Here is a 15,634-nt window from a genome sequence, read left to right as displayed (position 1 = left end):
CGGGAGGTCAGCCCTGGGCGTCGCGCAGGAGGCACGTCAGCCGTGCCGTGCACACCCGCTTGTCCTGCTCGTCCGTGATCACGATCTCGTACGTGGCCGTCGAGCGCCCCCGGTGCACCGGCGTCGCCACGCCCGTCACCTGGCCCGAGCGCACTCCGCGGTGGTGCGTGCAGTTGAGGTCGACGCCCACGGCGATCTTGGAGGAGCCGCCGTGCAGCATCGAACCCACCGATCCCAGGGTCTCCGCCAGCACGGCGGAGGCGCCGCCGTGGAGCAGGCCGTACGGCTGGGTGTTGCCCTCCACGGGCATGGTGCCGACGACCCGCTCGGCCGACGCCTCGACGATCTGCACGCCCATCCGGTTGCCCAGGCTGCCGGCGGAGAAGAGCGCGGGCAGGTCGATGCCCAGCTCCGCGTACTCGTCGATGACCTCTTGCGGGAACTTCACGGTGGTCTGCTCGCCCATGGGCCGGCTCCGATCGTCGTACGGCACTTCCCTGACTGCCTGAGCAAACGCTTAGGCGGAGGGAGATTGTTCCAGACGCACGATCACGGACTTGCTGGCGGGGGTGTTGCTGGTGTCCGCAGTGGAGTCCAGCGGCACCAGCACGTTCGTCTCCGGGTAGTACGCGGCGGCGCAGCCGCGCGCCGTCGGGTAGTGGACCACCCGGAAGCCGGGGGCCCGGCGCTCCACGCCGTCCTTCCACTCGCCGACCAGATCGGCGTACGCACCGTCCGCCAGGCCCAGTGCGCGTGCGTCGTCCGGGTGGACGAGCACCACGCGGCGGCCGCCCTTGATACCGCGGTAGCGGTCGTCGAGACCGTAGATCGTGGTGTTGTACTGGTCGTGCGAGCGCAGGGTCTGCAGCAGCAGGCGGCCCTCGGGCACCGAGGGGTACTCCACGGGCGCCGCGGTGAAGTTCGCCCTGCCCGTCGCCGTCGGGAAGCGGCGCTCGTCGCGCGGGCCATGGGGGAGGGTGAAACCGCCGGGCCGGGCGATCTTCTCGTTGAAGTCCTCGAAGCCGGGCACGACCCGGGCGATCCGGTCGCGGATCGTCCCGTAGTCCTTCTCGAACTCCTCCCAGGGCGTCGTCGACGCCGGCCCCAGCACCGCGCACGCCATGCGGGCGACGATGGCCGGCTCGGAGAGCAGGTGCGGGCTCGCGGGCGGCAGATTCCCGCGGGAGGCGTGGACCATGCCCATCGAGTCCTCGACGGTGACGACCTGACGGCCGCCCGCCTGGACGTCCTTGTCGGTGCGGCCCAGCGTCGGCAGGATCAGCGCCCGCCGGCCGGTGACGGCGTGCGAGCGGTTCAGCTTCGTCGACACGTGCACGGTCAGCCGCGCGCGGCGCATCGCCGCCTCCGTGACCTCCGTGTCCGGCGTCGCCCCCACGAAATTGCCGCCCATGGCGAAGAAGACCTTGGCCCGGCCGTCGCGCAGCGCCTCGATCGAGCGGACGACGTCCAGCCCGTGGTGGCGCGGCGGCGCGAAACCGAACTCCCGCTCCAGCGCGTCCAGGAACGCCTCCGAGGGACGCTCGAAGATGCCCATCGTGCGGTCGCCCTGCACGTTCGAATGGCCGCGCACCGGGCACACACCGGCGCCCGGACGGCCGATGTTGCCGCGCAGCAACAGGAAGTTGACCACCTCGCGGATGGTCGCCACGGAATGCTTGTGCTGGGTCAGGCCCATCGCCCAGCATACGATGACGCGCTTCGACGCGAGCACCATGGCGAGCGCGCGCTCGATCTCCGCGCGCTCCAGGCCGGTCGCGGCGAGGGTGTCCGCCCAGTCCGCCGACCGCGCGGCGGCGGCGAACTCCTCGTACCCGTGGGTGTGCTCGCGGACGAACTCCTCGTCGACCGCGCCCTGCGTCTGAAGGATCAGCTTGTTGAGCAGCCGGAAGAGTGCCTGGTCCCCACCGATGCGGATCTGCAGGAACAGATCGGTCAGGGCGACGCCCTTGACCATGCCGCGCGGGGTCTGCGGGTTCTTGAACCGCTCCAGGCCCGCCTCGGGCAGCGGATTCACGGAGATGATCCGCGCGCCCGAGCCCTTGGCCTTCTCCAGGGCGGAGAGCATCCGGGGATGGTTCGTACCGGGATTCTGACCGGCCACGATGATCAGATCGGCCTGGTGCAGGTCCTCCAGCGAGACGCTGCCCTTGCCGATGCCGATCGTCTCGGTCAGCGCGGAACCGGACGACTCGTGGCACATGTTCGAACAGTCGGGCAGATTGTTCGTCCCGAATTCGCGGGCGAACAGCTGCAGCAGGAACGCCGCCTCGTTGCTCGTGCGCCCGGAGGTGTAGAAGAGCGCCTCGTCCGGGGACGACAGGGCCCCCAGCTCCTCGGCGATGATCGCGAACGCCCGCTCCCACGTCACCGCCTCGTACCGGTCGGCGCCCTCCGGGAGGTACATGGGCTGGGTGATACGCCCCTGCTGGCCCAGCCAGTAACCACTGCGGCTCGCGAGATCGGCGAGCGTGTGCGCGGCGAAGAAGTCCGGCGTCACCCGGCGCAGCGTCGCCTCCTCGGCGACCGCCTTCGCACCGTTCTCGCAGAACTCGGCGACGTGGCGCCTGTCGCCCTCGGGCCAGGCGCAGCCGGGGCAGTCGAAGCCGTCCTTCTGGTTGACCTGCAGCAGGGTCTGTGCCGTGCGGCGCACACCCATCTGCTGCCGGGCGATGCGCAGCGTGTGCCCGATGGCGGGCAGGCCCGCCGCCGCGTGCTGCGGCGCCGCGACCTCGGGCGCGTCCTGGACCGGGTCACCTGCGGGCGGCTTGCTGGGCATCGCGCTCTCCTTCGAGCGTCGTCTTCCTCTTGTACGGCGTCGATCCTTTCACGTACCACCGACATCGGCCCAGACCGCCGGCGGACCGGGTGCCGACGGCTGTGGGTCGGGAATGTCAGTGGTCCGTGGCAGGATCGGGTCCGTGGCTGAGACAGCATCGAAGAAGACGGCAGACAATCGACCGCGCCTGCTCCTCATGGACGGGCACTCCCTGGCGTACCGGGCGTTCTTCGCGCTGCCCGCGGAGAATTTCACGACCGCGAGCGGCCAGACGACGAATGCGATCTACGGCTTCGCGTCGATGCTGGCGAACACGCTCCGCGACGAGGTGCCCACGCATTTCGCCGTGGCCTTCGACGTGTCCCGCAAGACCTGGCGTTCGGCGGACTTCCCCGAGTACAAGGCGAACCGCTCGACGACCCCCGACGAGTTCAAGGGTCAGGTCGAGCTGATCGGCGAGCTGCTCGACACGATGAACGCGGTGCGCTTCGCCGTCGAGGGCTTCGAGGCGGACGACGTCATCGCCACCCTGGCCACCCAGGCCGAGGCCGCGGGCTTCGAGGTGCTGATCGTCACGGGTGACCGGGACTCGTTCCAGCTGGTCAGCGAGCACACCACCGTGCTGTATCCGACCAAGGGCGTCTCCGAGCTGACCCGGTTCACGCCCGCCAAGGTCGAGGAGAAGTACGGCCTCACCCCCCAGCAGTACCCGGACTTCGCCGCCCTGCGCGGCGACCCGTCGGACAACCTGCCCGGCATCCCCGGCGTCGGTGAGAAGACGGCCACGAAGTGGATCAACCAGTTCGGCTCGTTCGCCGAGCTGGTCGAGCGCGCCGACGAGGTCAAGGGCAAGGTCGGCCAGGCGCTGCGCGACCACCTGGAGTCGGTCAAGCTCAACCGCCACCTCACCGAGCTGGTGCGCGACGTGGAGCTGCCGAAGTCCGTCGCCGACCTGGAGCGCGCGCCCTACGACCGCACCGCGCTCAAGGGTTTCCTGGAGGTCCTGGAGATCCGCAACCCGAGCCTGCGCGAGCGGCTGCTCGCCGTGGACCCGGGCGCCGAGGCGGAGGAGGCCCCGGCCCCCGCGGCCGGTGTCGAGCTCGACGGCAGCGTGCTCGGCACGGGCGAGCTGGCGTACTGGCTGGACCAGCACGGCCACCAGCCGCTCGGCGTGGCCACCGTCCACAGCTGGGGCCTGGGCGTCGGCAGCGTCAGCGAGGTCGCCCTGGCCGCCGCCGACGGCAAGGCGGCCTGGTTCGACACGACGCAGCTGGACGAGTCCGACGAGAAGGCGTTCACCACGTGGCTGGCCGACGCGTCCCGCCCCAAGATCATGCACAACGCGAAGGAGGCCCTGCGGGTCTTCCCCGAGCACGGCTGGGACCTCGCCGGCGTCACGATGGACACCGCGCTCGCCGCGTACCTCGTCAAGCCCGGGCGCCGGTCCTTCGCACTGGACGCGCTGTCGGTCGAGTACCTGCACCGTGAGCTCGCGCCCGCCGCGGCCGACGGGCAGCTGGCCTTCGGCGCCGACGAGCAGGCCGAGGCCGACGCGCTGATGGCACAGGCCCGGGCCGTCCTCGATCTGGGTGAGGCGTTCGGCGAGAAGTTGACTCAGGTCGGGGCGGCCGGCCTGCTCCACGACGTGGAGCTGCCCACCTCCCTGCTGCTCGCGCGGATGGAGCGGCACGGCATCGCCGCCGACCGCGCCCACCTGGAGGCGATGGAGCAGCAGTTCGCCGGCGCCGTGCAGCAGGCGGTGAAGGAGGCGCACGCCGCGGTGGGCCACGAGTTCAACCTGGGCTCACCCAAGCAGCTCCAGGAGGTCTTCTTCGGCGAGCTGAACCTGCCCAAGACCAAGAAGACCAAGACCGGTTACACCACGGACGCGGACGCGCTCGCCTGGCTCGCCGCCCAGACCGACCACGAGCTGCCGGTCATCATGCTGCGCCACCGCGAGCAGGCCCGGCTGCGGTCCACGGTCGAGGGCCTGATCAAGACCATCGCGTCCGACGGTCGTATCCACACCACCTTCAGCCAGACCGTCGCCGCCACGGGCCGCCTCTCCTCCACCGATCCGAACCTGCAGAACGTGCCGGTGCGGACGGACGAGGGCCGCGCGATCCGCCGCGGTTTCGTGGTCGGCGAGGGCTTCGAGTCCCTGATGACCGCCGACTACAGCCAGATCGAGCTGCGCGTGATGGCGCACCTGTCGGAGGACGAGGGCCTCATCGAGGCGTTCACCTCCGGCGAGGACCTGCACACCACGGTCGCCTCCCAGGTGTTCGCGGTGGAGCGGTCCGCCGTCGACGCGGAGATGCGCCGCAAGATCAAGGCCATGTCGTACGGGCTCGCCTACGGCCTCTCGGCGTTCGGTCTCTCCCAGCAGCTGAACATCGAGCCGGCCGAGGCGCGCGTCCTCATGGACACCTACTTCGAGCGGTTCGGCGGGGTTCGCGACTACCTGCGCCGCGTCGTGGACGAGGCCCGGGCGACCGGCTACACGGCCACGATGCTGGGCCGCCGCCGCTATCTCCCCGACCTCAACAGCGACAACAGGCAGCGCCGGGAGGCGGCCGAGCGGATGGCGTTGAACGCGCCGATCCAGGGCACGGCGGCGGACATCGTCAAGGTGGCCATGCTGAACGTGGACCGGGCGCTGACGGAGGCGAAGCTGAGCTCGCGCCTGCTGCTCCAGGTCCACGACGAAATCGTGCTGGAGATCTCCCCGGGCGAGCGCGAGCAGGTCGAGGCGCTGGTCCGCCGCGAGATGGCCTCGGCGGTGTCCCTGCGGGCGCCGCTGGACGTCTCGGTGGGGGTCGGCCCGGACTGGGAGTCCGCCGCCCACTGAGGTTCCCGGTGCCCCGGGGGCCTTCGGGCTTCCGGGGCACCGGCATCATCCGCGGGAGCGGACCCGGACCGCCGCCCCGTAGAGCAGCAGACCCGCCGCAAGCCCGGCCCCCGCGCCGAAGCACACCGTCGGGATCACGTCGAACGGGGTCTCGGCGCGGCCCCCGTACGCGTACCAGCCCACACAGCGGTGCAGCGTCCCCGCGAACACGCACGCTCCCAGCACCGTCGCGGCGATGCGGCGCTCGCGGCGGTCGAGCGGCGGCAGTCCGTGGTCGGGCGGCAGCGTCGGCTCCGCGCGGCGCAGGGCCGACACCAGGAACCACGTCAGCGCGACAAACCCCAGCACCGAACTGCCGTACTGCGCGTATGTGTAGAGCGGAAACCCGGCGACCGTCTCGCCCAGCACGGGCAGCAACTGCATGCCCCGCCGGTCGACGTGGGTGAACGCGTCCCACGCCACGTGCGTCGTCGCACCGAGCACCGCCGAAATGTAGAACCACAGCGCGGACACCAGCGGAGGCCGCTCCCCCCAGGCGCGCCCCCGCAGCACCGTGTGTACCTTGCCCCGCCAGGTGTCCGGCAGGAGCGCGATCAGCGGATCGCGCACCATCAGCCAGGCCGCGAGCAGCAGGACGGTGAGGCCGACGTCGATCGTGAGCACACCCAAGAGCCCGTGGGTCACAAGCCCGAAGCCCATCGCCCCCGGCACGAAACTCGCCGCGAAGTACGTTATGTCGGGCGCGAACGAACCCAGGACGAGTGCCGAGGCGAACAGCGGTCCGCGCGCCGTCCCGTCCGTCCGGAGGCCCGGCAGCACCGCCGCGGCGTGGCTCAAGGTGAACGGCATGGTGTCAGCCCCCTGTGACGACCGCTGTTGATCAATGCTGCTCAGTATGCGCGATTCCGTTGCCCTTCCCTGGGTGCACACGGATCCGGAATGCCGGTAGGTGGCGAACCGGTGAATACCGGTCAGGTGACGGTTTTACGGCGCGCGGAGTTGCACTAGGGTCACGATGGACTTTCGCGCAGGGGAGCGCGAGCAGCCGCCGACGGGGAGGGACCAGACGTATGGCAGCGCAATTCGGCCGCCGACTGCGCAGGGGGGCTACGACAACCGCCGTCGCCGCGGCCGCGGTGGCTGCACTCTCCGCCTCCCAGGCGCCGGGCGTCGCGCCCGCCACCACGGGCGAAGGCCAGGAGGCGGCCGACGCCACACCTCCGCCCGGCACGCCGGTGACCGGCAACTCCCCTTACTACACGGACCTCCCTCCCCTGAACACCCCTGACAGTCCAGGCGCTTCGGGCGATGTGCCGGTGACCGGACCCGGCAAGGCGGGCATACCGGCGACCGTCCTCGCCGCCTACAAGCAGGCGGAGAAGGCCCTCGCCGAGACCGATCCGGCGTGCCGTCTTCCGTGGCAGCTGCTGGCCGCCATCGGAAAGGTGGAGTCGGGTCAGGCGCGCGGCGGGCGGGTGAACGCGAACGGTACGACGCTGGCTCCGATCCTGGGTCCGGTGCTGAACGGCGTCGGTTTCGCGAACATCTCCGACACCGACAACGGTGCGTTCGACGGCGACACCGTGCACGACCGGGCCGTCGGTCCCATGCAGTTCATCCCCTCCACCTGGGCCACCTGGGGCCAGGACGCGAACGGCGACGGCCGCAAGGACCCCAACAACATCTACGACGCCGCGCTCGCCGCCGGCCGCTATCTGTGCCACGGCGGCAGGGACCTGACGGTCCAGGAGGACCTGGACAGGGCGATCCTCGGCTACAACCACTCGCGGGAGTACCTGCGCACGGTGATGTCGTGGTTCGAGTACTACAAGCGCGGCACCCACGAGGTCCCGGACGGCACCGGAGTGCTGCCCGTGGGCGACGGACCGGACAGTGCCGGCCCGCTGCCCACCCCGACCCCTACGCCGCCGCCGGCACCCAAGCCGAAGCCGAAGCCCAAGCCCACACCGAATCCTCAGCAGCCGGGGACGACGCCGAGCCCCGGGCCCACCGAGCCCGGTGGCACGCCCACCCCGACACCGCCCCCCACCCCCGCGCCCATCACACACATCGAGGACGCCGGCACCGGGCGGATGACGGCGACGGCCGGTCAGGACTTCACCGCACGCGCCAAGGTCCGGGTGGAGAACTCCCGGGGCGAAGGCGTGGCGCGGGAGGCCGTACGGTTCTCCGTCATCGGCGACACCGATACCCGCTTCCCGGAGGGCCGGACCAGCGTCGTCCTGCTCACCGCGTCGGACGGCACGGTCACCGCCCCCGCCCTGCGCGCGGGCGAGAAGACCGGCACCCTCACCGTCCGCGCGACGGTCGAGCGACGCGACCTGGCTCCCGTCGACTTCACTGCCACCGTGACCGAGCGGGTCGCGGACACGATCGTGAGGACCGGCGACGAGGCCCAGACGGCCGAGCCCGGCGCCGAGTTCACGCAGGCCATCCAGGTCAAGGCCACCTGCCGGGGTGCGGCGGCCGCCGGCGTCGAGATGACCGCCACCATGATCACGTCCGGTGACACGCCGACCGCGAACGACAAGGGCCCCTACTTCAAGGACGCCCAGGACAACCCCCTTCGCACTCTCACCGGCCTGAGGGCCGATGCCAACGGCCTGCTGACGCTCCCGAAGATCTACGCGGACAACAACGAGGGCACCTACCTCCTGCGTCTCACCAGCCCCGGCGGCGGGTCACTCGACATCGAACTGAAGGTCGTCGCACCGGCCGAGACGTCTCCCTCCCCGTCCCCGACGCCCACCGGTTGATCCGGACGGCCGTCACCGCCCCGCCCCTCCGCCCCCTCGGGCCGAGGGGCGGTCGCATGTGTTGCTCCTTTTCTCCTGTCACCTTCTGCTGTCACCGGCTGTTCTCATCTCACGGTCGCGTTGCTACGGTGCCCCATCCTGACGCGTCATCAGATACACCCCCGGGAGGCCGAGCATGCGCGCCCTCGCCGCCGCCGCCATCGGACTGGCCGCTGCCTTCGCCCTGGTCCTCACCGTGACGGCGATCGGCGCACCCGCCGGTGAGACGTCGCCCAAGCCGCTGTTGACCACCGTCCCCGGCCCTAAGAAGTAGGGAGACGGCCATGCGTCGCAGAGCCGGACTCGTACTCCTCGCCCTCGCCGTCTTCTTCGCCGCCCTCGCGCCCCTGCTGCGCTGGTACGCCTTCCCCCGGCTCGCCAAGATCCCCGCCGGGCAGTACCAGGAGATGGTGCTCGAGGCGAAGCCGGCGACCCTCCTCGACTACGGCACCCTCACGGCCAAGGAGGTCGAGAAGGTCACCATCGTCCAGACCCTCAAGGGCAATGTGGAGGAGTCCGAGCGGATCGAACGCAGTGCGGGCCGCGACGTGGTGGTCTGGGACTCGCTCTCGTATGTCCAGGGTCCCGACGGCAAAATGGTCTCCCGGATCCCCGAGCGCTACATCTTCGACGCCCACAGCCAGGAACCCGTCCATGCCACCGGCGAATCGGTCGACGGCGACGCGGTGCGGCGCGAAGGCATCGAGTTCAAGTGGCCCTTCCTCACCGAGAAGCGTGACTACACGTACTTCGACGCGCAGGCCCGGACCTCCGCCCCCATCCACTACAAGGGGACCCGTACCTTCCGTGGGCTCGAGGTCTACTACTTCGAGCAGACCATCCCGTGGACGAAGGTGCCCTACCCCAAGACGATGCCCATCCCGGGCGTGGACGCCACCACCCTGGAGAAGCAGACCGGCACCACCCGCTGGTACACCACCAAGCGCATGTTCTGGGTGGAGCCGGTCACGGGCGCGCCCGTCAACGGCGAAGAGATCCACAAGGAAGAACTGCGCGGCGGCACCCTCCTCGGCGGCCGCGAGAAGGTCACGGCCTTCGCCGGCCACGTGAAGATGCGCGAGGACTACATCGACTACACGGTCGACCTCGTGAGCTCCCAGCGACGGCTCGTGCTCCTGATGACCTCCCATCTTCCGTCGGGGCTTCTCGTTGTGGGCGGCGGTCTGCTGACACTGGCTCTGATCCTCGAGGCCCGCGGCCGCCGGCCTCACGGCCCCGCTCGGGCGACCGCGGCAGGGCCCACGGCACCTGCCCACGCCTCCTGACCCGCCCCGGCCGCCCATCGGGCTTGAGCGGCCCCCCTGACCACGACCGCTCTGGCCTCTGGTCCCCCCTGGCCGCCCAGTCGGCTTGAGCGGCCAGGCCCCCCTGGTCGCCTGCCGTCCTGGCCACCGGCCGGTCTGGGCGGTCTAGGAGGTGTGGGCGGTCCAGGAGCTCTGGGCGGTGGCCTCGCGGCGTACGCGTCCTGCGCCGCATCCGGCCTCAGGGCGACGAGCGCGCGGCCCGGGCCTTGGTGTGCCGGGTGGGCTCGGCCGTCGCCGGATCCTCGGGCCACGGGTGCTTGGGATAGCGCCCCCGCAGCTCCGCCCGCACCGCTCGGTACCCGTCCCGCCAGAACGAGGCCAGGTCCGTCGTCACCGCGGCAGGCCGCCCTGCTGGGGAGAGCAGGTGCACCACCACGGGCACGCCCGCGACCGTCGGCGTCTGACGAAGACCGAACAGCTCCTGCAGCTTCACGGCAAGCACCGGCTGCTCCCCGCCGTACTCCACCCGTATTCGTGACCCGCTCGGCACCTCGATCCGCTCCGGCGCCAGCTCCTCCAGTCGCACCGCGTCCCCCGTCGACCACGGCAGCAGACGCTGCAGGGCCTCGCGCGCCTGGATGCGGCCGAGGTCCGCCCGCCGCTTGGCCCGGGACAACTCGGGCTCCAGCCAGTCCCCGGCCCGTTCCACCAGTGCGGCATCCGAGACGTCCGGCCACGGTGCCCCCAGCACCCTGTGCAGGAACGCGAGCCGTTCCCGCAGCCCCTGCGCTTCACGAGTCCAGTGCAGCAGCGCGGGCCCTTCGCTGCTCAGCCCTTCCAGCAGTGCCTGTCGCACGAGGCCGGGGTCTGCGTCCCCCAGCGGTCGTACGGACAACTCCACCGCTCCCAGACGCTCCACCCGCCGGGCGACCACGTCACCGTCCTCCCAGTGCACCTCCTCCCGTTCCGACAGCAGATGAGAAGCGGCCGCACGCGCCGTCTCCTCGTCGACGACCGCCGCCAGCCGCACCCGCGCGGAGGCCGCATGCGCGGGCCGGTCGGCGACCGCGACGGCCAGCCACGGAGCCCGCCGCAGGCCCGAACCCTCACCGAGCCCGGCCCCGGTGCCCGAGACCATGAGAAACGACAGCTCACCGCGCGCCTTCGCCACCCGCTCCGGGAAGGCGAGCGCCGCGACGAGCCCCGCGGCGGCGTCCTGCCCCAGGGACGCGGATCCAGCTCCGGCTCGTCCTCCGGCCGCTGGTATGCCGCCGGCCGCGCCGAGGACCTCGGAGGTCCGCCCCGCTGTCCCTCTCCCGTCTGCCCGGCCGGACGCCTCGGTCGCGGCCGCTGTCCCCGGCTCCGGACCGTCCGCCGCCGACAGCGACGACATGAGCCGATCCGCCTCGGCCCGCCACCGTGCGCCGTAGGCGTCACCGCCGCGCCGAGCCGTACGCCATGCCGCCGCGAGGTCGTCGCCGTACTCGCGCGGCGGCTCCTCGCTCAGCACCGCCACGATCTCCGCCGCGCGCCGCGCGCCGACCTCAGGTGCACCGTCGAGCAGAGCGCGCGCCAGCCGGGGGTGGACGCCGAGCCGTGCCATGCGCACCCCGCGTCCCGTCGCCCGGCCGCCGTCGTCCACCGCGCCGATGACGTGCAGGACCGACCGTGCCGCAGCCATCGCACCCGCCGGTGGCGCGTCCAGCAGGGCGAGACCGCCCGCGTCCGGGTCGCCCCAACAGGCCGTCCGCAGCGCGAACGACGCGAGGTCCGCGATCTTGATCTCGGGGGAGGGGTGGCGCGGTCGCCGGGCGTCGTCCGCTTCCGACCAGCAGCGGTACACCGTGCCGAACGACTCCCGGCCCGCTCGGCCCAGCCGCTGCGTCGCTCCGGCCGCCGACACCGGCACCGTCGCCAGCGAGCCCAGCCCCCGCGCGTGATCGACCCGCGGCTCCCGGGCCAGACCCGAGTCGACGACGATCCGCACGCCCGGCACGGTCAGGCTGGACTCGGCGACCGACGTCGCGAGCACCACCCGCCGCCGGTCGCCCCCGCGCAGCACCGCTTCCTGGACCGCCGCAGGCGCCCCACCGTGCAGCTGAAGGACCTCGGCGTCCACTCCGTCGAGCATCCCGGCCGTGCGCGCGATCTCTCCCGTGCCCGGCAGGAAGCAGAGGACATCTCCCTCGTGACGGTCGAGCGCCTGCCGCACGGTGGCCGCCACATGCCGAAGCAGCTGCGGATCGACCCACGTGCCGTGCGCCGGGCGGACACCGGCCGGCGGTGGCGCGAAGCGGACCTCTGCCCCGTGCCCCTGCCCTTCACTGCGGACGACAGGTGCGGGCCCCGAGCCGTCGAGCCGGGTCAGCAGCTCGGACCACGCTTGTGCGTCACTCGTCGCCGACGCCGCGATCAGACGCAGCTCCGGGCGCAGCGTCGCCCGCACGTCCACCAGGAAGGCGAGGGCGGTGTCCGCGTCCAGATGCCGCTCGTGGCACTCGTCGAGCAGGACCACGTCGACGCCCAGCAACTCGGGATCGCGCTGCAGTCGCTGGAGCAGCACCCCCGTCGTGACCACCTCGGCGCGCGTACGGGGGCCGGCCCGCCGCTCACCGCGCACCGAGAACCCCACGCCGTCGCCCAGCTCCTGCCCGAGCAGCCACGCCATTCGGCGCGCCGCGGCCCGCACGGCCATCCTGCGCGGCTCGGCGACCAGCACCCGGCGCTGCGGGCCGCCCCCGATGAAACCGGCGAGCGCCAGCGGCACGAGCGTCGTCTTGCCGGTGCCCGGCGGGGCCTGCAGGACGGCCGTGCCGCGTTCGTCGAGCGCGCTCAGCAGCTCGGGCACGGCATGGCGGACGGGAAGGCGGTCGACAGCTTCGGTTCGGATCACGCCATCAGTCTCGTACGGTCCGGCCCGGGCGCCGTTCCGGGTTGTCCACAGGCAGCACTACTCGTGCGTTCATATGGCAAGCGCAGGTCGACGGGCAGGCGGCTCAGTCCTTCCTCAGCCTGTGACCGGTGGGGCTTCCGCCTCGTTCCGCTCGCAGACGAAGATCACCGTCCCCGGGATCAGGTTCCCCCGCAGCGGCGACCAGCCGCCCCACTCCTGGCTGTTCCACGCCGGCCACTCCGGCTCGACCAGGTCGACCAGTCGGAAGCCGCCCGCGACCACGTCGCGCACCCGGTCGCCGAGCGTGCGGTGGTGCTCGACGTAGACGGCACGGCCCTCCTCGTCCTGCTCGACGTACGGAGTGCGGTCGAAGTACGAGGCCGCCACCGAAAGCCCCTCGGGGCCGGGCTCGTCCAGGAAAGCCCACCGGATCGGGTGCGTGACCGAGAAGACCCACCGACCGCCCGGCCGCAGCACCCGCCTGACCTCGCGGAAGACCCGCACCGGGTCGGCCACGAAAGGCACCGCGCCGTAGGCGGAACAGGCAAGGTCGAAGGAGCCGTCCCGGAAGGGTAGTGTCCCCGCGTCCGCCTCCACGAGCGGGACGTCCCCGCCGATGCGCAGCGCGTGCTGCAGCTGGCGGTGGGAGAGGTCGACGGCCACGGGCCGCGCGCCCTGAGCCGCCAGCCAGCGCGAGCACTGAGCCGCGCCGGCTCCGATCTCCAGGACGTCGAGGCCCTTCAGCGACCCGGCGGGCCCGAGCAGTCCCGCCTCCGCCTCGTCGAGCCCCTCGGGGCCCCAGACGAAGCGGTCGTCGCCCAGGAAGGCGCCGTGGTCCTGCTGGTACTCGTCGGCGTTCCGGTCCCACCAGCCACGGTTTGCCCGGCTGCTCTCCGCCTCCCCGGCGTCACGGCGGGTCGCTTCCGGTTCGAATTCTTGGCTCATCGTCACCGTCGTTGTAGTTTGCCTATCGCACCGTCGAAGGGCTCGAGTGAAGCCATTGTGGCCTCGGCAAACATTAGTTGTGCCGGGTATGTGGCGTTCCGCCCCCGGTGTGCGGCTTCGCGCATTGACCGTGTCCGGCTGCCCCCGTATGCTACAAGTTGCGCTGCGGGCCTGCGCGCCTCAGACGGAGCAGGCCGCGCTCGCATCTGTATGTATGTCCCCTCGGTTCACGAGGCGCCTCCGGAATCCTGGTCGGCGCTTCCTAGGCTGTCCGGTCTTCTGCAGCTGCGATACGGGCTCTCGGCGTAGCAGTACCTACGACTTCAATGTCCGTACCGGAGCCCTTTCCCACATGACGAGCAGCACCGAGACCACCGCCACCACCCCGCAGGTTGCGGTCAACGACATCGGTAACGAGGAAGCCTTCCTCGCCGCGATCGACGAGACGATCAAGTACTTCAACGACGGCGACATCGTCGACGGCGTCATCGTGAAGGTCGACCGGGACGAGGTCCTGCTCGACATCGGTTACAAGACCGAAGGTGTCATCCCGAGCCGCGAGCTCTCGATCAAGCACGACGTCGACCCGAACGAGGTCGTCAAGGTCGGCGACGAGATCGAGGCCCTGGTTCTCCAGAAGGAGGACAAGGAAGGCCGCCTGATCCTCTCGAAGAAGCGCGCCCAGTACGAGCGTGCCTGGGGCACCATCGAGAAGATCAAGGAAGAGGACGGCATCGTCACCGGTACCGTCATCGAGGTCGTCAAGGGTGGTCTCATCCTCGACATCGGCCTCCGTGGCTTCCTGCCGGCCTCCCTCGTCGAGATGCGTCGTGTCCGCGACCTCCAGCCCTACGTGGGCAAGGAGCTCGAGGCCAAGATCATCGAGCTGGACAAGAACCGCAACAACGTGGTCCTGTCCCGCCGTGCCTGGCTCGAGCAGACCCAGTCCGAGGTTCGCCAGACCTTCCTCACCACCCTGCAGAAGGGTCAGGTCCGCTCCGGCGTCGTTTCCTCGATCGTCAACTTCGGTGCCTTCGTGGACCTGGGTGGCGTCGACGGTCTCGTCCACGTCTCCGAGCTGTCCTGGAAGCACATCGACCACCCGTCCGAGGTCGTCGAGGTCGGCCAGGAGGTCACCGTCGAGGTTCTCGACGTGGACATGGACCGCGAGCGCGTCTCCCTGTCGCTGAAGGCGACGCAGGAGGACCCGTGGCAGCAGTTCGCCCGGACCCACCAGATCGGTCAGGTCGTCCCGGGTAAGGTCACCAAGCTCGTTCCGTTCGGCGCGTTCGTCCGCGTCGACGAGGGCATCGAGGGTCTGGTCCACATCTCCGAGCTGGCCGAGCGCCACGTGGAGATCCCGGAGCAGGTCGTCCAGGTCAACGACGAGATCTTCGTCAAGGTCATCGACATCGACCTCGAGCGTCGTCGCATCAGCCTCTCGCTGAAGCAGGCCAACGAGTCCTTCGGTGCCGACCCGGCCTCGGTCGAGTTCGACCCGACCCTGTACGGCATGGCCGCGTCCTACGACGACCAGGGCAACTACATCTACCCCGAGGGCTTCGACCCGGAGACCAACGACTGGCTGCCGGGCTACGAGGCCCAGCGCGAGGCGTGGGAGACCCAGTACGCCGAGGCGCAGCAGCGCTTCGAGCAGCACCAGGCCCAGGTCATCAAGTCCCGCGAGGCCGACGAGGCCGCTGCTGCCGAGGGTGGCGCCGCCGCTCCGGCCGCCGCGCCGACCGGCGGTTCGTACTCCTCGGAGTCGGACGACAACTCCGGCGCCCTGGCGTCGGACGAGGCGCTGGCCGCCCTGCGCGAGAAGCTGGCCGGCGGCCAGAGCTGAGGCTCTGACCCCGCGCGGCTGAACAGCTGACGTAAGGCCCGCTCCCCATGGGGAGCGGGCCTTACCGCGTTCCTGTGACCCCGAGGTCCGGACGGGCGGCATGGATGACCGTCGCCGCCCCGGGCGCGGCGAGCAGGGACAGACCACCGGCCGCGATGGCGGAGGCCACGAGGGCCGGGAGGAGACTTCGGGTACGCATGGGGGTGCCTTCTCGTGGGGAC

11 protein-coding genes are annotated in these 15,634 nt (G+C 71.1%); 5 read left to right on the top strand and 6 right to left on the bottom strand.

The genetic code is table 11. The annotated features are described in order from the left end of the window. Positions 1 to 7 precede the first annotated feature (7 nt). Together ACLB9X_RS00955 and ACLB9X_RS00950 are read right to left on the bottom strand one after the other, a co-directional pair. Positions 8 to 466, bottom strand: coding sequence for a PaaI family thioesterase (locus ACLB9X_RS00955; RefSeq protein ID WP_410358232.1), 459 nt, complete (start codon positions 464 to 466; stop codon positions 8 to 10). A gap of 51 nt (positions 467 to 517) precedes the next feature. Next, on the bottom strand, positions 518 to 2,797 hold the full coding sequence (locus ACLB9X_RS00950) for an FdhF/YdeP family oxidoreductase (protein ID WP_410358231.1): 2,280 nt from the start codon (positions 2,795 to 2,797) through the stop codon (positions 518 to 520). A 142-nt stretch (positions 2,798 to 2,939) separates the two neighbouring features. On the opposite strand from ACLB9X_RS00950, the gene polA reads away from it, so the two are divergent. Next, entirely contained in the window at positions 2,940 to 5,648 is a 2,709-nt protein-coding gene (polA, locus tag ACLB9X_RS00945; RefSeq protein WP_410358230.1) for a DNA polymerase I, read from the top strand. Positions 5,649 to 5,693: 45 nt separating this feature from the next. On the opposite strand, the gene ACLB9X_RS00940 is transcribed toward polA, so the two are convergent. Continuing rightward, complete coding sequence (locus ACLB9X_RS00940; protein WP_410358229.1) at positions 5,694 to 6,497, bottom strand: DUF4184 family protein; 804 nt, start codon at positions 6,495 to 6,497, stop codon at positions 5,694 to 5,696. Between the two features lie 221 nt (positions 6,498 to 6,718). Here ACLB9X_RS00940 and ACLB9X_RS00935 point away from each other — a divergent pair, with 221 nt between their 5' ends. The 3 genes from ACLB9X_RS00935 (at position 6,719) to ACLB9X_RS00925 (ending at position 9,750) form a co-directional block, all read left to right on the top strand. After that, on the top strand, positions 6,719 to 8,425 hold the full coding sequence (locus ACLB9X_RS00935) for a lytic transglycosylase domain-containing protein (protein ID WP_410358228.1): 1,707 nt from the start codon (positions 6,719 to 6,721) through the stop codon (positions 8,423 to 8,425). 175 nt (positions 8,426 to 8,600) lie between these two features. After that, the gene (locus tag ACLB9X_RS00930; RefSeq protein WP_177148804.1) at positions 8,601 to 8,738 is read left to right on the top strand and encodes an SPW_0924 family protein; all 138 of its coding nucleotides are present in this window, start codon (positions 8,601 to 8,603) and stop codon (positions 8,736 to 8,738) included. 10 nt (positions 8,739 to 8,748) lie between these two features. Next, entirely contained in the window at positions 8,749 to 9,750 is a 1,002-nt protein-coding gene (locus tag ACLB9X_RS00925) for a DUF3068 domain-containing protein (RefSeq protein ID WP_410358227.1), read from the top strand. 217 nt (positions 9,751 to 9,967) lie between these two features. On the opposite strand, the gene ACLB9X_RS00920 is transcribed toward ACLB9X_RS00925, so the two are convergent. Together ACLB9X_RS00920 and ACLB9X_RS00915 are read right to left on the bottom strand one after the other, a co-directional pair. Next, positions 9,968 to 12,622 (bottom strand): ATP-dependent RNA helicase, encoded by a 2,655-nt coding sequence (locus tag ACLB9X_RS00920; RefSeq protein WP_410358226.1) that lies wholly within the window; start codon positions 12,620 to 12,622, stop codon positions 9,968 to 9,970. 114 nt (positions 12,623 to 12,736) lie between these two features. Next, positions 12,737 to 13,567 (bottom strand): class I SAM-dependent methyltransferase, encoded by an 831-nt coding sequence (locus ACLB9X_RS00915; RefSeq protein WP_410358225.1) that lies wholly within the window; start codon positions 13,565 to 13,567, stop codon positions 12,737 to 12,739. A gap of 352 nt (positions 13,568 to 13,919) precedes the next feature. Between ACLB9X_RS00915 and rpsA the strand changes: the two genes are divergently transcribed. After that, positions 13,920 to 15,413 (top strand): 30S ribosomal protein S1, encoded by a 1,494-nt coding sequence (rpsA, locus tag ACLB9X_RS00910; RefSeq protein ID WP_031072721.1) that lies wholly within the window; start codon positions 13,920 to 13,922, stop codon positions 15,411 to 15,413. 61 nt (positions 15,414 to 15,474) lie between these two features. Here the strand turns inward: rpsA and ACLB9X_RS00905 are convergent, their stop codons facing one another. Further along, on the bottom strand, positions 15,475 to 15,612 hold the full coding sequence (locus tag ACLB9X_RS00905) for a hypothetical protein (RefSeq protein WP_410358224.1): 138 nt from the start codon (positions 15,610 to 15,612) through the stop codon (positions 15,475 to 15,477). Positions 15,613 to 15,634: the final 22 nt, after the last annotated feature.

The sequence above is a fragment of the Streptomyces sp. 5K101 genome (genome assembly GCF_046506645.1).
GTDB lineage: Bacteria > Actinomycetota > Actinomycetes > Streptomycetales > Streptomycetaceae > Streptomyces.
The sequence above is the reverse complement of the archived record's forward strand: the minus strand, read 5'-3'. Positions and strand labels throughout refer to the sequence as shown.